This window comes from Anaerostipes rhamnosivorans (assembly GCF_005280655.1).
GTDB classification, from domain to species: Bacteria; Bacillota; Clostridia; order Lachnospirales; family Lachnospiraceae; genus Anaerostipes; species Anaerostipes rhamnosivorans.
Window position 1 is genome coordinate 1,240,355 of sequence record NZ_CP040058.1, and the last position, 19,235, is coordinate 1,259,589.

The 19,235-nt window shown below is 46.3% G+C and carries 15 protein-coding genes and 2 riboswitches; all 15 genes read left to right on the plus strand.

Annotation, left to right across the window (positions count from 1 at the left end; all coding sequences use genetic code 11):
• Positions 1–10 precede the first annotated feature (10 nt).
• The 15 genes from AR1Y2_RS06130 (at position 11) to AR1Y2_RS06195 (ending at position 19,223) form a co-directional block, all read left to right on the plus strand.
• The gene (locus AR1Y2_RS06130) at positions 11–3,364 is read left to right on the plus strand and encodes a PD-(D/E)XK nuclease family protein (RefSeq protein WP_137328183.1); all 3,354 of its coding nucleotides are present in this window, start codon (positions 11–13) and stop codon (positions 3,362–3,364) included.
• Positions 3,351–6,911 (plus strand): helicase-exonuclease AddAB subunit AddA, encoded by a 3,561-nt coding sequence (gene addA / locus AR1Y2_RS06135; protein ID WP_137328184.1) that lies wholly within the window; start codon positions 3,351–3,353, stop codon positions 6,909–6,911. Before AR1Y2_RS06130 ends, addA begins: the two co-directional genes overlap by 14 nt.
• A 121-nt stretch (positions 6,912–7,032) precedes the next feature.
• Positions 7,033–7,203 (plus strand): hypothetical protein, encoded by a 171-nt coding sequence (locus AR1Y2_RS17730; protein WP_175403543.1) that lies wholly within the window; start codon positions 7,033–7,035, stop codon positions 7,201–7,203.
• Positions 7,204–7,271: 68 nt separating this feature from the next.
• On the plus strand, positions 7,272–7,481 hold the full coding sequence (locus tag AR1Y2_RS06140) for a small, acid-soluble spore protein, alpha/beta type (protein WP_137328185.1): 210 nt from the start codon (positions 7,272–7,274) through the stop codon (positions 7,479–7,481).
• A gap of 56 nt (positions 7,482–7,537) precedes the next feature.
• Positions 7,538–7,636: riboswitch (purine riboswitch) on the plus strand.
• A gap of 403 nt (positions 7,637–8,039) precedes the next feature.
• The gene (locus AR1Y2_RS06145) at positions 8,040–9,314 is read left to right on the plus strand and encodes an amidohydrolase family protein (RefSeq protein WP_137328186.1); all 1,275 of its coding nucleotides are present in this window, start codon (positions 8,040–8,042) and stop codon (positions 9,312–9,314) included.
• A 466-nt stretch (positions 9,315–9,780) separates the two neighbouring features.
• Positions 9,781–9,887: riboswitch (TPP riboswitch) on the plus strand.
• 63 nt (positions 9,888–9,950) lie between these two features.
• Positions 9,951–10,229: a sulfur carrier protein ThiS gene (thiS, locus tag AR1Y2_RS06150; RefSeq protein WP_330554874.1), complete on the plus strand. Its 279-nt coding sequence runs from the start codon at positions 9,951–9,953 to the stop codon at positions 10,227–10,229.
• A gap of 1 nt (position 10,230) precedes the next feature.
• Entirely contained in the window at positions 10,231–10,863 is a 633-nt protein-coding gene (gene thiF, locus AR1Y2_RS06155) for a sulfur carrier protein ThiS adenylyltransferase ThiF (RefSeq protein WP_243118876.1), read from the plus strand.
• 2 nt (positions 10,864–10,865) lie between these two features.
• Entirely contained in the window at positions 10,866–11,633 is a 768-nt protein-coding gene (locus AR1Y2_RS06160) for a thiazole synthase (protein WP_137328188.1), read from the plus strand.
• A gap of 4 nt (positions 11,634–11,637) precedes the next feature.
• The gene (thiH, locus tag AR1Y2_RS06165) at positions 11,638–12,735 is read left to right on the plus strand and encodes a 2-iminoacetate synthase ThiH (RefSeq protein ID WP_137328189.1); all 1,098 of its coding nucleotides are present in this window, start codon (positions 11,638–11,640) and stop codon (positions 12,733–12,735) included.
• Positions 12,736–12,748: 13 nt separating this feature from the next.
• Positions 12,749–13,327 (plus strand): thiamine phosphate synthase, encoded by a 579-nt coding sequence (locus AR1Y2_RS06170; RefSeq protein ID WP_137328190.1) that lies wholly within the window; start codon positions 12,749–12,751, stop codon positions 13,325–13,327.
• A gap of 48 nt (positions 13,328–13,375) precedes the next feature.
• Positions 13,376–14,149 (plus strand): HAD hydrolase family protein, encoded by a 774-nt coding sequence (locus AR1Y2_RS06175; RefSeq protein WP_137328191.1) that lies wholly within the window; start codon positions 13,376–13,378, stop codon positions 14,147–14,149.
• Positions 14,150–14,395: 246 nt separating this feature from the next.
• Positions 14,396–15,958 carry a cardiolipin synthase gene (gene cls, locus AR1Y2_RS06180; protein ID WP_137328192.1) on the plus strand — a complete coding sequence of 521 codons (1,563 nt, stop codon included), beginning with the start codon at positions 14,396–14,398 and terminating at the stop codon, positions 15,956–15,958.
• A 12-nt stretch (positions 15,959–15,970) separates the two neighbouring features.
• Positions 15,971–16,735, plus strand: a complete 765-nt coding sequence (locus AR1Y2_RS06185; RefSeq protein WP_137328193.1) for a class I SAM-dependent DNA methyltransferase — start codon at positions 15,971–15,973, stop codon at positions 16,733–16,735.
• Positions 16,732–17,619, plus strand: a complete 888-nt coding sequence (hslO, locus tag AR1Y2_RS06190; protein WP_137328194.1) for an Hsp33 family molecular chaperone HslO — start codon at positions 16,732–16,734, stop codon at positions 17,617–17,619. Before AR1Y2_RS06185 ends, hslO begins: the two co-directional genes overlap by 4 nt.
• Positions 17,620–17,741: 122 nt before the next feature.
• Complete coding sequence (locus AR1Y2_RS06195) at positions 17,742–19,223, plus strand: fibronectin type III domain-containing protein (protein ID WP_175403597.1); 1,482 nt, start codon at positions 17,742–17,744, stop codon at positions 19,221–19,223.
• The last annotated feature ends 12 nt before the right edge of the window (positions 19,224–19,235 follow it).

Sequence of the window (19,235 nt, forward strand, 5' to 3'; positions counted from 1 at the left end):
GAGGTAGCCGATGGCATTGCAATGTGTTCTGGGCGCAGGCCGGACAGGAAAAACAAGTTATATCTACGAACAGATGATAAAGGAATCCATGGAGAACAGGAACGACAATTTCTTTTTTCTGGTCCCGGACCAGTCTACGTTAAACGCACAGAGAGAGCTGGTCACAAGACATCCCAGCCACGGTACTATGAACATCGATGTGGTTGGTTTTTACCGCCTCTCGTACCGGGTGTTCGAGGAGCTGTCTTATATCCCAAAAGAGCTTCTGGCAGATGAGGGGAAATCCATGGTCATAAGAAAGGTCATGGGGGAATGCAGAAAGGACCTTTTAGTGTTCGGCTCCAGCATGGAGAAGCAGGGTTTTATTGACGAGATGAAGTCCTTTTTTGCGGAGACCTATCAGTACGATGTTTCTCTGGAAAAGCTTAGAAAGGCACTGGAAGCCTTTGAGGATCAGGACAGTCTGACGCTTAAAATGAAAGATATTGTCCTGGTGCTTAACAAGTTTGAAGAGTATATGAAGGATCGGTATCTGGTGTCAGAACAGCTGCTTGACGTGCTGGCACAGAAGATCACTGAATCAAAGAAGCTTAAAAATGCAGTGATCTATATTGACGGATTTACGGGGTTTACCCCCATACAAAATAAAGTGTTAGAAAGGCTGCTGCCTTATGCAAAGAAAGTCGTGGCGGCGTTTACAATTGATGAAAAAGAATTAAGAGGGCCGTACAGGGAATATGAACTGTTTGCACTGCCAAAGAAGGAAATCTATCATTTAAAGCAGATGGCAAAGGAGCAGGGAGTCAGAGTACTGCCTGATGTGGTGCGAACCCCAAAGACCATGGGCTCTAAAGAACTGCGCCATCTGGAACAAAATCTGTTCCGGTATCCGTTCCATGTATACGGAAAAGAGACAGAGGACATAAGGATCTGCAGGCTTAAAAATCCGAAAGAGGAAAGCCGGTTTATCTTAAGTTCGATCGAACGGCTTGTACGGGAAGAGGGTTACCGGTACAAAGATATGGTCGTGCTGACCGGTGATATGGAGACCTACCAGCCCGAGCTTGAAAAGTGCTTTGCCGATTCCGGCATTCCCTATTTTATTGACGGAAACAGGGCGCTGCGAAACAATCCCTGTGTGGAGACGATTCTGTCGGTCCTTAAAATGATCCAGATGGATTATTCCTATGATATGGTGTTCCGATATTTGAAATCCGGGTTTTCTATTCTGGGCCCGGAAGAGACGGATCTTTTAGAGAATTATGTGGTGGCCGCAGGCATCAGAGGCTATGCAAGATGGAACCGGCCCTTTAAGAGCCGGGCTTTTTCCAAGGAGGAGATGAAGCAGATCAACCAGTCCAGGGATGCTTTTATGAAGGAGACCGGACCGTTAAAGGAAGGAATCAAAATACGGGGGATCACGGTGCTGGAAAGACTCACCTGCCTCCATGACTTTTTCCTCACCCTGGACATCCAGGGACAGATGGAGAAAAAGAAGGAGGAGTTTGAGCTTGCAGGTTTTCTGGCACTGGCGAAAACTTACGAACAGATCTACGGTGAGGTCCTAAATATCATGGACCAGATGGCGGCTATCCTTGGAGAGGAAAAGCTGTCTTTTGATGAGTTTTGCGCGGTTCTAGAGACTGGGCTTTCGGAGATGAGCGTGGGTGTTATTCCTCCTGGCCTGGATCAGGTAATCGTAGGTGATATCGAGAGGACCAGAGTGGAAGGCGTGAAGGTTTTATTTTTTGCAGGCGTGAATGAGGGGGTGGTGCCGAAACCATCCTCCGGCGGCGGTCTTGTGACGGATTCCCAGAGAGAAAAGCTATTAAAAGCAGGAATTTCTCTGGCACCCGGAGCGGCAAACCAGGCTTATATGGAACAGTATTATCTGTATCTTGCCATGGCAAAGCCGGAAGATAAACTTTTTCTTACTTATTCCTCCATGGACCCGTCAGGCGACAGCAAAGCTCCTTCCTATATTTTAGGGAGAATCGAAAAAATATTCCCGAGGCTTAAAAGGGACGATGATCCAGCCGGGGATGCAGTTTATTCTGTGAATGAGGCAAAAGAGAGGTTTATTGAATTGCTGCAGGATTTAGATGAGCAGGAACCTGGACAGGAAATGGCGGCCATCTATGAGGTTTTGAAAGAAATGGATCAGGCCGCCCGGTATCTGGACGCCTATTTCTATCACAATGAGGAAGGAAACTTGGACAGGCATCTGACGTCGCTTCTTTATGGAAAAGAGCTGGAAAATAGTGTGACCCGTGTGGAAAAGTTTTCAGGCTGTGCCTTTGCCCATTTTCTCCAGTACGGGCTGAAACTCAGAGAACGGCTGGTCCATGAGATCCTTCCCATGGATATGGGACAGGTGTTTCACCGGACGCTCCAGTTTGTGGGAGAGGAAGGGAGCTGGGACTGGGAAAGTGACGAGGAACGGGACCGTTTTGTGGACTCTTTAGTGGAGCGGGCCCTCGATGAAGATCCGGATAAGAAAGAGATCTTTGAGAGCAGCAGCCGGAATCGGTACACAAAGGAGCGGATCAAGAGGATGGCAAAGAGGGCGGTCTGGGCGGTAGAGCAGCAGATTAAGAGGGGGGAGTTTACCCCGTATGAATATGAACTGGGATTTTCTGCTGATGACGGCCTGTCCTGCGCAAATCTTGCCTTAAAGGACGGAACGAAAATGAAGTTTACTGGGGTGATCGACCGGGTGGACTGTTATGAGGATGATGAAAATCTCTATCTGAAGATCATTGATTATAAATCCGGAAATATGCAGTTTGATTTTACCAAGATATTGAACGGCCTGCAGGTACAGCTGGTTGTGTATATGAATGCGATCCTGGAACTGGAAGGGAAAAAGCACCCTGAAAAACGGATGATACCGGCCGGTATGTTTTATTTTCATGTGGATGACCCGGTGATCGCACCGAAGACGGACGGGGAGCCGGAGATGGAGGTCCTCAAGAATCTTCAGTTAAGAGGTGTGGTAAATGAGGAATTCGGGCTTGTGGAGCATCTGGAACAGGAGGATGCGTACGGGATCGTAACCCTGCCAGTGACCAGGACAAAAACAGGCTACAAAAAGGGCTCAGCCCTGTTAAATACCACTGAATTTAAGAATCTGGGACAGAAGGTGGAAGAAAAGATGAAGCAGATGGGGGAAGCCATGATGGACGGGGATATTTCTATAAGACCTTATGAATACCAGACAATGCCCTGCGATTACTGTGCGTTTAAGAGCATATGCGCATATGAGCCGAAACTTACGAAACCGAGAAAGCTTACAAAGATTGGGCTTGTTGAGGCAAAGCAGATATTAGCGGAAGGAAAGGAGACAGACGATGCCTTGGACTGAACAACAAAAGCAGGTCATAGCGGAGAGAGATTGCAGCCTTTTAGTGTCTGCCGCGGCAGGATCTGGAAAGACGGCGGTGCTGGTGGAGAGGATCATTGAAAAGATTTCTGCCAAGAAAGATCCGGTGGATGTGGATCGGCTGCTTGTGGTAACTTACACTCATGCGGCGGCCAATGAGATGAAGGAAAGAATACGGAAAGCTATTGAAAAGAAGGTGGAGGAGGAGCCGGAAAATGAGCACCTCATCCGTCAGCTTTCCCTGATCCACAAGGCCCAGATTACAACGATCCACAGCTTCTGCCTGAACCTGATCAGAGATTACTATTATAAACTGGACCTGGATCCCAACTTTGCCATCGGTGACCAGGGCCAGATGGAACTTATGAAGCTGGAGGTACTGGATGATGTGCTGGAGGAAGCCTATGAGGAGCAGAGTGATGCGTTTGTAGAGTTTATCGAGAGCTATATTCCGGGCAAAAATGATGACAGGCTCAAGGACTATGTCCTTGGCCTCTATGAGAGCTCCAGAAGCCACATTGACCCCTTAGGCTGGCTGTCAGAGGCCAAGAAGGGTTTTCAGATCCGCACAAAGGAGGAACTACACCACGCAGTCTGGATGAAGGAGATATTAAAAGATGTCAAGGCAGTGGCGGCATCTGCCTGTGCGGTGATAAAAGAGGCAGTCGATACGGCATCGGAACCACAGGGCCCTTACTTTTATCTGCCCACATTATCTAAAGATCTGGAAGCGATGGAGCAGTTTCAGGCGGCAGAGACTTATGAGGAATTCGGAAATGTATTTCTTTCTTTTTCTAAACCACGTCTGAACGGGAGAAAGAAAAAGGACGATGTCATTGACGTCCGGCTTCAAGATGACTGTAAGGAACTGAGAAAGAAGGCGTATGATCTGATCGACTCCATCAGAGGCAGCTATTTTTATAAACCGGAAAGTGAGATCATCCGCCAGATTCGTATGGTCCGCCAGCCTATGGAAGGTTTTATAGACCTAACAAAGCGGTTTTACCAACGTTTTATGGACCGGAAAAAGCTTGATAATCTGCTGGATTTCAGCGATCTGGAACACCTGGCTCTGGAACTTTTGACAGAAGGCTTTGATGAGAAGGGGAATCCGGCTGTCAGCGCTATTGCCAGAGAAAAGGCAGAATATTACCATGAGATCTATATCGATGAATACCAGGACAGCAACTTTCTTCAGGACGCGATTCTGCAGAGTGTGTCTATGAAAAGTCTTGGCGGAAATAATGTCTTTATGGTGGGGGATGTCAAGCAGAGTATTTACAGTTTCCGTCTGGCAAGGCCGGAACTTTTCATTGAAAAATACCACGGCTATCAGCGGGACGGAAAGAATGCAAAGCTCATAGAACTGAGAAACAATTTTAGAAGCCGCAGGGAGGTTCTTAACACCGTCAATGATATCTTCTATCAGATTATGCACACCACTCTTGGAAATATCGAATATACCAAGGATGTGGCACTGGTTCCGAGTTTCCCTTATGAAGAGGCAGAAGGTACAGGCGGAAACGCCGAACTGCTTTTGGTGGGCAGGGATTGGGCGGAGGCCTCTGAGGATGATAAAGATGTTCTGGAGGCAAGGATGATCGCGGACCGGATCAGGAAACTGGTGGACGGACCTTCACCCCAGATGGTGCTGGATCATGATGAAAAGGGCAACGAGATCTACCGGAAAGCAGAGTACAGGGATATTGTCATTCTCCTGCGCTCTGTCAAGGGAAATGCGGAAAAGATCCAGGAGGTATTGATGGACGCCGGAATCCCGGCTGTTTCAAGCAGTCAGAGTGGATATTTTGATACAGTGGAGGTCCGTGTGGTCTTAAGTCTGCTCACAGTGGTGGACAATCTGTATGCGGATATTGAAATGGCCGCCTTTCTCCGTTCGCCGATGATCGGTATGACAGGGGAAGACCTGGCAAGGCTGAAACTTGATGGGAAGAAAATACATCTGTATGACTGTCTTAAAGAGACGCCGGAGGATCATAAAAAGGCCGCAAAGGCATTGTCAGTGCTTAAAAAACTCAGGGAGGCAAAAACCTATCTGTCCCTCCATGAGCTGCTTTGGATGGCCTTTGACTTGACCGGATATTATCATTATGCCGGCGCTATGCCCCAGGGAGCCAAACGCCAGGGCAACCTTTTAATGCTGGTGGAACAGGCTAAGTCTTATGAAGCCAGCCGTTATAAGGGGGTATTTCATTTTATTCGCTACATGGAACAGTGTAAAGAATACAACATGGATTTCGGCGAGGCCAATCCGCTGAATGGTAATGATAATCTGGTCACCATCACCAGTATCCATAAGAGCAAGGGGCTGGAATATCCTATTGTGTTTCTTTCCAAAACCCATAAGAAGTTTAATCTAAGGGATACCAGCGGAAGCCTTTTGTTCCACCCGGACTATTTTATAGGGCCGGATCTTGTAAATATCAGGCAGAGGACGAAACAACCGACCATTATGAAAGGTATGATCTCAAGACAGCTGATTAAAGATTCTTTAGGGGAAGAACTGAGGGTTCTGTATGTGGCTCTTACAAGAGCCAAAGAAAAGCTGATTATGACAGGGGTCCAGGGAAGCCGGCATCAGTTCAGAGAGGGGAGCGCCATCTCCTATGTGGATCTTTTAAATGCACGGTCTTATCTGGAATGGCTCCTCATGGCTGCCGGACATATGGATCAAAGTCCGTTGGAGATCCGCTTTTTATCAGAGGAAGATGTGGCACTGGCCAGCGTGGAGGAAGTCTTTACATCCTACAGAGACAAGGGAATACTGACGGATGCACTGGAATCCATGGCGGGGACAGAGGAGGCCCAGGATATGAAACGTGCCTTTGCCTACCAATATCCATATGAGCTGGAAAGAGACGGGAGGCTTAAGTACTCTGTGTCGGAGATCAAGAGAATGTCCCAGGCCGCAGAACCTTCCGAAGCATATCGGCCCCAGCAGGAAACAGAGCCGCTCTATCCGAAATTCCTAAAAAAAGAAGCAGAGATTTCTAAAGCTTCCCGGGGAACGGCGGTCCACAAGGTCATGGAGCTTCTGGATTTTTCATCGGAATATACGCCAAAACTGCTGGAAGAACAAGTCCATCAGTGGGCTTTAGAAGGCAAACTTGAGGAAGGTATGGAGACCTTGATCCCCAGGGATGATATCATGGCATTTTTGAAGTCAGACCTGGGACAGAGAATCAAAAAGGCAGCGGAAAGAAAGGAAGATTATAAGGAAGCGCAGTTTGTCATGGGGGTCAAGTTCCGAGAAATGGAGCCAGAGGCCAAAAGCGATGACTATGTTGTGCTTCAGGGTATTATCGACCTATATTTTAAAGAAGGAAAAGAGCTGGTCCTGGTGGATTACAAGACAGACAGGGTAAAGCCGGGAGAGGAAGAAATCCTCGTTTCCAGGTACCGCACGCAGCTGCAGTATTATAAAAAAGCCCTGGAACAGATGGAGCAAAAAAGAGTCAAAGAATGTTACATTTACTCAGTTCCTCTGAGGAAGGCTATTAGTTTATAATTATTTTACATAATATCAGCTAATTTTAAGAAACTGGGCATAGGGAAGTCACAATTCTCTGTTATCATTAGGACATGGAAAGCAAAGAAGGAATCAGACATGAAGAAAAGGAGTGATGACCATGTCAGAGAATGCAACGCTTTCAGTAGAAGAGTTGATGAAGAAGAGTTTAACATTTGCCCTGGCCGCAACGTTGCTGGCAGGCACATCAAACATCTCAACAGTGAAAGATAAGATAAAAGTAAGTGAGAATGAATCAGGACATATTGTGATAGAACAGATGAATGATTAGGCCTTTCTTTGGTTATCCTAATATATGACCGGCATAGAGCCGGAGGGATAAGAAGAAAGGAGTACATGATGTCCAAAGAAAAAGATTTTATGGAAAAATCCTACGAAGAAATGACGGAAGATGAGCGTTTAAAATACGAGATCGCAGTGGAGATCGGACTGGCTGACAAGGTCAGGGAGGAAGGCTGGAAAGCACTTTCTGCCAGTGAGACCGGAAGGATCGGCGGCCTGATGACCAAGCGAAAGAAACAGCAAAAGGCACAGGAAGCAGAAGACTGAGCCAATACACCAAAGAGGTGATTGACAGCAGAAATGTACTTTGATATGATGACTTTGTAATGAATACACCAAAGACTTATATATTCCTGGGATAACGGCCCAGGAGTTTCTACCAGGCTTCCGAAAGCCGGACTATGAGTTATTCCCTTTGATCTTTTATCAAAAGGGAATAACTCTTTTTATTCCATAGGAAAGTTCTTCGAACCTCCCTATGGAATAAAAAAGCCCTGCGGGCACTATGCACACAAATGCGTAAGGAATCTATTTGACTGCGTCAAATCGCATTTGGCGCGCAAAGTTGCCAAGCCCCTCAAAGAGTGAGGGGTTGGGGTGTTGAAGTGGGCCTGTCCACTTTGTTCTTCCATAGGAAAGTTCTTCGAACCTCCCTATGGATTAAAAAAGCCCTGCGGGCACTATGCACACAAATGCGTAAGGAAATCATTTGACTATGTCAAAGCGCATTTGGTGCTCAAAGTTGTCAAGCCCCTCAAAGAGTGAGGGGTTGGGGAGATGAGGTGGGCTTGCCCACTTTGTTCCTACTTACTGGAGGTTATTATCATGAAGAATTTTGCTTTAAAAGGAGATATTATTTTTACACCCACACCTGAAAAGTTTCAGTCAGCACAGGATTCTTATATAGTCTGTGAAGACGGAATGGTGAGCGGCATATGGAAGGAACTGCCGGAACGGTTTTCAGGTATCCGTGTTTTAGATTACAGCGGAAGACTTATTTTCCCGGGACTCTGCGATCTACATATCCATGCGCCCCAGTATTCGTTTAGGGGGATGGGAATGGATATGGAGCTGCTTTCCTGGCTGGAGACTTATACCTTTCCCGAAGAAGCTAAGTACGGTGATTTGGAATACGCGCAAAAAGCATATGAGATATTCACTAATGATTTAAGAAAGAGCGCCACATCTAGAGTCAATGTTTTTGCCACGATCCATGGAGAAGCTACGGTGCTGCTGATGGATCTGCTTGAGAAAGCGGGGATGAGAGGTTTTGCTGGGAAGGTCAATATGGACCGGAACTGTCCAGATTACTACAAGGAAAAGGATGCAGATACATCCGTACAAGATACATGGAGTTGGTATGAATCCGTGAAGGACAGAACGGGGATTCGTCCCATCCTTTCACCGAGATTCCTGCCGACCTGTTCTGACCGTCTGATGGAGCAGCTTAAAGAAGTTCAGAAAAAGACCGGTCTGTATATGCAGACCCATCTCTCGGAGAATCCGGGAGAGGTAGAATGGGTAAAGGAGCTGGCTCCGTGGTCAGAATTTTACGGAGATGCCTATGACCATTTCGGGATGTTTGGGAATCATGGAAAAACTGTCATGGCCCACTGTGTTTATTCAGGAAAAGAGGAACGAGACTTGATGAGCAAGAGGGGCGTCTACGTCGCGCACTGCCCACAGTCAAATCTGAATCTGTCCTCCGGCATCGCTCCGGTACGGGCAATGATGGAAGAAGGCCTGCATGTGGGCCTTGGGACGGATATGGCAGGAGGTGCCTCTCTCTCCATTCTGCGGGTGATGACCGATGCGGTACAGGTCTCCAAGATGTACTGGAGATATCTGGACCAGGACAAAAAGCCGTTGTCCGCATCAGAAGCTTTTTATCTGGGGACAAAAGGGGGCGGGAGCTTTTTTGGAAATGTCGGAAGTTTTGAACAGGGCTGTGAGTTTGATGCTGTGGTGCTTAACGACACACCGATCAAGACCGCTCTTGACCCGGACATGGAACAGCGGATGGAAAGGGCTATGTATTTAAGCCAAAATGAGCACATCATGGCCAAGTATATACACGGACAAGAGGTTTTCCGGCGCTGATGATACGAAAAAGCCATCCTGTAAGAACTGGTTGAGGAGTTCTTCAGGACGGCCTGAAATCATGAACATCTGTTTTGTCCAAGCAGATGGAGGAGATTCAACTTTGTTTCATCAGATTTTACTAAAAGATTATTTTTGAACTAAGGAATATGTACTTCTTTATAGCAACGATGTTTAACCATTGGGGGACAATCATTAACGAATTCAGTTTACTATGTTCGTACTGGAATCAAATGAAAAAGCATTTTTTCTATTTACTGTCCAACCATGTAGATCCACTGAAACAAAAGCAAATGTTATGATGTATTCTTTTTATCACAGTTAAGCTTTGTTGGACAGGAAAAGGCGCAAGAGGTATTGGAACCGGCGTGAACAGCAAAATTTTCTCTTGTTTTTTTGGGGAAACAGGATTATAATAATTTCTCGTAAGACAGATCATAGATTCTGTCTGATAAAATTTCATAAACAAGTAAAACTGGAGAGCCGATGTTATTGGCTGAGAGGAAGGTATAACCTGAAGATTCATGGAACCTGTTAGTTAGCACTAGCGTAGGGAGTTTTCAATCGATAGAACACAGAGATGGAGCTTACGCTTCATCTTTTTTTGTTCCATAGAATATTCCTAAGGAATCCCCTATGGAACAAAAACGCTCCGTGGGATGCGCACTCGCCCACTTTGTTCTTTGTTTGTCAGCTCTTGAAAAAGAAAGGAGAATCATCATGCGTGTCAATGGAAAGGAAATGCCGCTTGAGTCTGTTCAGACTCTGGAAGAATTTCTTCTGGGGGAGGGCTATCATTTAAAGCACATCGCGGTGGAGAGAAACGGGCAGATTGCCCCGAAGCAGGAGTATGGACAGATCATACTCTCAGAGGCGGACACTCTGGAGATCGTCAGCTTCGTAGGCGGTGGATGAGATGCTTTCAAGAGAACAGTTTGAACTTGAGCTGACCAGGCGCCAGACACCGGAAGTGAGGAAAAAGCTCAAAGAGGGATGTGTGGCCGTGGCAGGACTTGGAGGCCTGGGCTCCAATATCGCACTGATGCTTGCGAGGACAGGGGTTAAAAAGCTGTTTCTTGTTGATTTTGACACAGTGGACCCATCCAATTTAAACCGGCAGGCTTACACGATCCCTCAGATGGGAATGAAAAAAACAGATGCCATCCAAGAACTCATCAGGCAGGTGAATCCCTGGATGGAACTGGAGACGTTTGACGGCAGGGTCACGGAGGCAAATGTAGAAAAGCTGTTTGAACCCTATCCGGTCATATGTGAGGCGTTTGACACGCCGGAATCCAAAGCCGTGCTGGTAAACGGGGTCATATCCAGGCTGCCTGGATCTGTACTGATCTCAGGAAACGGGATGGCGGGTTCCTACAGCTCCAATCTAATCCGGACGGACAAGAAAATGAACCGCCTTTATGTGTGCGGGGATGGCGTCCACGGGATCTCAAAGACAGAATCCCTGACCGCCGCAAGAGTAAACATCTGTGCCGGACATGAGGCAAATATGGCGATACGATTGATCTTAGGAGAAAAAGAGGTATAAAAATGAAAGATACATTAAAAATCGGAACAAAAGAATTTACATCAAGGTTTCTGCTTGGAACCGGAAAGTTCAGCCTTGAAAAGACCGCTGAGGTGATCAGCGCGGCAGATGCCCAGATCGTTACCATGGCTCTGCGGAGGGTGAAAGAGGCCGGATCCAGCAACATTTTAGAGTACATACCGGATACAGTGACTCTGCTGCCAAATACGTCCGGTGCCAGGAACGCCCAGGAGGCAGTACGGATCGCAAGGCTGGCAAAGGCAGTAGGATGCGGGGATTTTATTAAGATCGAAGTGATCCGGGATACAAAATATCTCATGCCGGATAATAATGAGACTGTCAAAGCCACAGAGATTCTGGCAAGGGAAGGATTTACAGTGCTGCCATACATAAGCCCTGATCTGAATGCTGCCAGGGATCTTGTGGACGCGGGAGCCGCTGCGGTCATGCCTTTGGCGGCCCCGATTGGGAGCAACAAAGGACTTCTCACCAAAGACTTTATACAGATGCTCATTGAGAATATCGACCTTCCTGTGATCGTGGACGCAGGCATAGGCAAACCGTCTGAGGCATGTGCGGCAATGGAGATGGGAGCAGATGCCGTACTGGCAAACACAGCGGTGGCCACGGCAAACGACGTAGCGGCTATGGCAGGGGCATTCAGAATGGCAGTGGATGCCGGAAGAAAAGCTTACCTTGCAGGCCTGGGGCGAGTGCTTAATCAGGGCAGCGATGCGTCTTCCCCGCTGACAGGATTTTTGGAGGACTAGGATCATGGAAATATTAGATAAAGTACTGAAAGAATATAAGGAATATGACTATAACAGTTATACCAGAAATGATGTAGCATCGGCGCTTTCCAAGGATACCATTGATGTGGAAGACTATAAGGCTCTTCTGTCCCCTAAAGCCATGGAGTTTTTGGAGCCTATGGCAAGACGGGCCAAGCAAGAGACTATGAAGCACTTCGGCAACAGCGTCTGTCTGTTTACTCCCCTTTATATCGCCAACTACTGTGTGAATCACTGTGTATACTGCGGATTTAACTGTACAAACAAGATCCACAGAGCAAAGCTTTCCATGGAGGAGATCGAAAAGGAATACCAGGCCATCGCAAGGACCGGGCTGAAAGAAATCCTGATTCTCACGGGAGAGTCCAAAACGGCGTCCAGTGTGGAGTACATCGGAGATGCAGTGGAACTGGCCAAAAAGTATTTTTCCACCATTGGCATTGAAGTCTACCCGATGGATGTGGATGAATACGAATATATCCATAAAAAAGGTGCTGATTTTGTCAGCGTATATCAGGAGACATACAACACCAAAACTTATGACCAGGTCCATTTAAGCGGGCCGAAAAAGGTATTCTCCTATCGTTTCAATGCCCAGGAACGGGCGCTTCTGGGTGGAATGAGAGGGGTTGGATGCGGCGCCCTGCTGGGACTCGATGATTTCAGAAAGGATGCATTCGCCTCAGGCATCCATGCATCACTATTGCAGAAAAAATATCCCCAGGCGGAGGTATCATTTTCTGTACCAAGATTGAGACCGTATAAAAATAACGAAACAAACGATGCCAAAGATGTCCATGAAAAACAGCTGCTTCAGGTGATGCTGGCCCACCGTCTGTTTATGCCGTTTGCGGGCATCACCATCTCCACAAGGGAGCGGGCAGGATTCCGTGACAACGTGGTAGGCATGGCAGCAACCAAAATCTCCGCGGGAGTCAGCACGGGAGTCGGCGGACACGAGGAAGAGGAGAAGGGTGACGCACAATTTATGATCTCCGATCCGAGAAGTGTGGATGAGGTAGTCCAGATGCTCGGACATCGGGGGATGCAGGGAATTTATACGGACTATGTGAGGGTTTAGAAACGGAGGAGGAATGAACACACAATGGATCGCAGTGACCAACAGGAAGCTTTGTTTACAGGATTATTTAGAGGTCATCCGCATTTTAGCCGGACAGGGATTAAAGACCATCCTCCTGCGGGAAAAAGATCTTGATGAACGTGCTTATGAGCAGCTGGCCGCAGAGTGCATGGAGATCTGCCGCAGGGAGGGGGCATCCCTTACCCTGCATGGTCACTTGGAGGCGGCCAGAAAGCTTCACGCAGACCGCATTCACCTGCCGTTTTCTGTCTTTCGGGAAAGCCTGGGCAAGATGGATGAGTTTTCTCATGTGAGCACTTCCATTCATGCGGTGGAGGAAGCAGTGGAAGCAGAGCAGATGGGAGCGGAATTTGTCATCGCAGGACATATCTTTCAGACAGACTGCAAGAAAGGGGTTCCGCCCAGAGGCCTTTCGTTCTTAAGAGAAACGGTCCAGGCGGTATCCATCCCTGTCTATGCCATCGGAGGTATTACACCACTTAATATAGAAGAGGTTCTGACAGCCGGAGCGGCCGGAGGATGTATGATGTCAGGCTTCATGAAGTCGCCTAAAATCATTGACAAGCCTTAAGTGCTGGGGCATACTTGAAGGAGAAATATATCAAGATGGAGGGTACTTATGAAAAAGAAATATTGCTTTTTTGACATTGACGGAACATTGACCGACCGCTCGACAAATCAGGTAGTGCCCAGTGCACTGGAGGCACTGAGAAAGCTGGAAGAAAACGGACATTTTGTAGCCATTGCCACGGGAAGAGCCCACTATAAGGCAGATCTGTTCATCCAGTCCAATGGATTTAAGAACATGGTATGCAACGGGGGAAACGGGTTTGTCATTGACAACAAATTTGTGGAAAACATTCCTCTGGACCGAGAAGGATGCATTAAGATCATTGAAGAGACAGAAAAGCTCGGATATGGCTGGTGTATCGCCGTGGACGACACAAAGGATGTATACATGACCAATGACCTGTTTTTACGGCAGGTGGGAAAAAGAAAAGAACCGACCCGCTATATCATTGATGACACTATGGATTATCATGAGGTCGAGGATTTTTATAAGATTTATGTGGCGATCCCAAAAGAGGAAGAAGATGCTCTTACCACAAAGGAATTGATCGGAAATCTCCGGTTTGAGCCGGAATATCTGATGTTCCAGCCGGACAATAAAAGAGAAGGCATCGTCAAGATGATGCAGCACTTAAATGGGCCGCTGGAGGATGTTGTAGTATTTGGAGACGATTACAATGACCTGGATATGTTCAGCCCTCAGTGGTTTTCCATCGCCATGGGAAATGGATGCCAGGAATTAAAGGACAAGGCAGACTATGTGACGGACACCAATGTCAACGACGGCATTAAAAAGGCCTGTGAGCATTTTGGCTGGATATAAAAAGGACAAGAAGCCTTCTTGACACCGTTCCTTAAATCATTATAGAATAGTAAGACCAGAATTTTCTGGTCTTATTTTATTCCATGGGAAAGTTCTCTGAACCTCCCTATGGAACAAAAAAGCCCTACGGGCACTTGAGGGGCTGGGTAGATGAAGTGGGCTTGCCCACCTTGTTCTGTATAGAAAATTCCTGCGGAAGGCTGCACACTGCTGCGCTGGGAGAATGATTAGACATCAGGAGGGATTATGAAGTTTTTAAAAGTGATGAAAAAGGGCATATCGAAACTGCTGAAGGTCCTGCTGCGCAGGCTGGTGGTCGTCAGCGTTGTCATTGTGCTGCAGATCCTGTGGCTGATCTGGCTGGCTCAGATCATCGGAGAACATTCAAAGCCCATCGAATGGTGTCTTCAGCTTGTCAGCATCGCTGTGGTCGTTTATATAGTAAATAAGGAAGAAAATCCCGCCTACAAGCTGGCGTGGACGATCCCGATCCTGATCTTTCCTATTTTCGGCGGACTGCTTTATCTGACGCTGGGCAATAAGAAGCCGGCCAGGAAGCTGAGGCTTGAGTTGGAAAGGTCTTTGCAAGAGACAGATTTTCTGCTGCCACAGGATGACAGTGTCATGTACAACTTAAAACAGAGAAGTCCCCAGGCGGCAACTCAAGCCAAGTATATTGAGAGTTCAGGCGGTTACCCGATCTATCAGAATTCCTCCGCAAAGTATTACCCATCAGGGGAGTCAATGTTTGAGGAAATGATCGAGGACTTAAAAAAAGCGAAATATTATATTTTTATGGAATTCTTCATCGTGGAAGAAGGCTATATGTGGAACACGATCCTGGATATTTTGAAGGAGCGTGTGGACGACGGCGTTGAAGTCAGATTTATGTATGACGATGTGGGCTGCGTGGATCTGCTTCCTTATAAATATTACAAGGAGCTGGAGCGGTACGGTATTTCCTGTGTGGCCTTTAATCCGATCATTCCGCTGGTGTCAACGGCATGGAATAACCGTGACCACCGGAAGGTAGTGGTCATTGACGGGCACACCGCTTATACAGGAGGCCTTAACCTGGCGGATGAGTATATTAACCGGAAGGAACGCTTTGGCTACTGGAAAGACGCAGGCCTTAAGGTGATCGGGGACGCAGTCTGGAATTTTACCGTGATGTTTTTACAGGTGTGGAATGCTATCCGAAAAACGGATGAAGGATACGGTATGTTTGTGCCCCACGGCCATCATGAAGGGCGGTTTGTAGATGACGGTTTTATCCAGCCTTATGCGGATAATCCGCTGGATACAGAGACGGTAGGGGAGAACGTTTACCTGAACATCATTAATGCGGCTACAGAGTATGTATATATCTATACCCCGTACCTAATCATTGACAACGAGATGATGACAGCCCTCTGTCTGGCTTCTAAACGAGGGGTAGATGTGCGGATCGTCACCCCGGGAATTCCGGATAAACCGACGGTCTTTTTGCTGACACAGTCCTATTATGCCCAGCTTGTAGAAGCTGGGGTTAAAGTATACCAGTATACACCGGGATTTATACACGCCAAATGTTTTGTCAGTGATGACGTTATCGCAACGGTTGGAACTATTAATATGGATTACCGGAGTCTTTACCTGCATTTTGAGAACGGCGTCTTTATGTACCACTGTCTGGCAGTCACGGAAGTCAAGATCGACATGCTGAAGACCTTTACGCAGTGTGAGATGATTACCAAAGAAAAATGCCAGGGCAACATGGTGAAGCGTCTGATGCAGAGTGTACTCCGTGTTCTGGCGCCTCTGCTGTAAGGAGTAGAAACAATGGATGAGTTTACAAGCTATCAAAGCTTTGCCAGAGTTTATGATGAATTTATGGACCAGACGCCCTATGAACAGTGGGGCAGAAATATAAGGAAATTCCTGACCAAATATCAGGTAAAGGACGGTGCCAAAATCTTGGATCTGGGCTGCGGCACCGGGAAGATGACAAAAGTGCTCAAAGGTTATGGCTACCGGATGACCGGGCTTGACAATTCTCAGGAGATGCTGGAGATCGCGGCAGATTCAGGCGAGGACGGGATATTTTATATCTGTCAGGATATGAGAGAAATTTCTCTTCTCCATCCTGCCGATGCGGCGGTCAGCACCTGTGACAGCTTAAACTATATTTTAGAGCCGGAGGATCTTGTGCAGGTGTTTCACCGGGTGCGGGAAAATCTGAGCGAAGACGGAGTGTTTTTATTTGACATGAACACCCTCTATAAATACGAAACACTGCTGGCTGAAAATACGTTTGCGGAGGATCGTGAGGACTGCAGTTTTATCTGGCAGAACTTTTATGATCCGGAGGACAGGATCAATGAGTATGACCTGACGTTATTTATCCGCAGCGATTTGGGGCTGTACCAGAAGTTTGAGGAAGTACATTTTCAGAGAGCATATGAGAAAGAGGAGATAGTAAGCGCACTTCACTCGGCAGGTTTTTCAGTCCGGGAAGTGGTGGATGCGGACAACTTAGAGGAGCCAGATCCAGAGAGCGGACGGCTGTATTTTATTTCAACGATAGATCATGAGGTGGACAAATGAAAGATTATATTGTAAGAGGAACAGCGGCAGACGATCAGGTTCGTTTTTTTGCTGCTTATACAAAGGATATAGTGGAAGAGGCAAGACAGAGACATAATACAAGTCCTGTTGCCACAGCGGCCCTAGGACGGCTTCTGACGGCAGGAGCCATGATGGGAAGCATGTGTAAGAATGAACAGGACATGATCACACTGCAGATCCAGTGCAGCGGCCCCATCGGAGGACTCACGGTGACTGCGGATTCTAAAGCTGATGTGAAAGGCTATGTGGTTAATCCAGATGTGATGCTGCCGCCGAGCAAGGAAGGAAAGCTGGATGTGGGGAAAGCCTTGGACCTGGGCGTTTTAACTGTCATCAAGGACATCGGAATGAAGGAACCGTATTCAGGACAGACCCACCTTGTATCAGGGGAAATCGCAGAAGATCTGACCTATTATTTTGCGGCCAGTGAACAGATCCCTACTTCTGTGGCACTGGGAGTGCTGATGAACAAGGATAACACGGTGCGGCACGCCGGAGGGTTTATCATTCAAATGATGCCGTATGCGTCTGAGGAAGTCATCACTGCCCTGGAAAAGAAAATTGCGGAGTTTCAGTCTGTCACATCTCATTTGGAGGAGGGAAAAACTCCGGAAGATATGATGAACGAACTGCTGGGAGAATTCGGGACAAAGTTTTATGAGACCATACCGACAAAGTTCTCCTGCAACTGCTCCAAAGAGCGGGTGAAAAAAGCAGTGATCAGCGTCGGCAAAGACGAGATCAACGATATGATCAAGGATTGTGAGGATATCGAGGTAAACTGCCATTTCTGTAATACACACTACAATTTCAGTGTGGAGGAATTAAAACAGATGGCAGCGGACATCGAAGCCGGTAAATAAGAACAAAGAGGGCAAGCCTGCTTTATCTTTAGGGGCACTCACTTTGTTACAATGAAAAACCATGGGGAGCCGTGGTTTTTTTTGTTGGAAAATGGTATGATATGTGGAAAGGAGGACAAAAGATGAAGCTGAAACGATTAATGATAGTATTGCTGACAGCATGTTTGATCATATCGCAGGTGAGTGTGGTGAAAGCGGAAGAGATAACCGAAGATATGAATATATCTGTGACAAATTACACTGGCAATAAAATAAAAAATAAGAATGTTGTGACTTGGTATACTCTGTCTGCGGAGCGAAATAAAGATAATACCATAGCAGTCGGACAGGATAAAGTATTTACCATTCAAAATAAAGGAAATACAGACTATAGCAGTATATCTGTTGAGATGCAGGACAAGGACGGAGCAAAAGCCGATATTAAATTATCTTCTTCCACAGCGGCCTTAAAGTCAGGAGAGAAGATCCAGGTATCTGTAAATTTTTCAAGTAATAAGGTGGATCCTAAGTTAAATTGGACAGCCATTTACATAAAGGACGTTACAACAGGAAAGATCATCAGGAAGATACCATTTGCATATGATACACCAGGTGAATATGATGAACATTATACCTATGGAAACCAATGGAGTGGGATCTGGAGATATGGCTATAAAATGCTGGGTACCATGGATCTCTCTAAAAGTAAAAATGAATTAACGGTCAGTTTTAAAAACCTGGGTAATGAATCAGTACCTGTAAAATCGATTGAATTAGATCCCAAAGGATACTTTAAATTTTCCGATGGAACATATAAACATACAGGTTCCACAGCCCAGAACGCAGTGGGAGGTACTAATACATTTAAAATTGTACTGGATACGAACCGTCTTAAGTTAAACTTTTTTAGCCTTCTGAACAATGGAGATTATGAAGCCTATAATGACGATACCGTGATCCGTTCAATTCCTGAATTGGTTATTAACTATGAAGATGGGTGTCTGGAAGGAGGAAAAGCCAGTCAATTACCGGTATATATTTATATAAAAAATCCTCTTTATCTAAGTTCCAAGACAACAGTAAAACATGTGAGCAGGACATCATCTTCAGCTAAAATATCATGGAAGTCATTAAAAAATGTGTCTGGATATAGAATTTATCGTTCTACGAAGAAAAACTCAGGCTATAAATATTTAAAACAGGTTTCAAGTAAAACAACTTCTTATACCAATTCGAAGCTAAAATCTGGAAAGACATATTATTATAGAGTCAGAGCTTTTCGAAATGTATTTGACAAACGGTATTTTAGTCCGTACTCAACGCCTTTGAAATCCGGAACAAGACCGGGAAAACCAAAGGTGACAGTAAAGAAAAGCGGACGCCGCCTGAAGATCAAATATAAGAAGATCTCTGGTGCCAGCGGCTACAGGATTTATATCAGGACAGGCAAGAAGGGCAAGTACAAAAGAGTGAAGCAATACACCAGCGGAAAAAAAGTTTCTTATACAAGCAAGAAACTTAAGAGAAAGAAGACTTACTATGTAAAAGTAAGGGCTTTTAAGACGATTAACGGCAAAAAATATTTTGGAAGTTATTCCAAAGCAAAGAAAGTAAAAATAAGATAACAGGATGGGTTG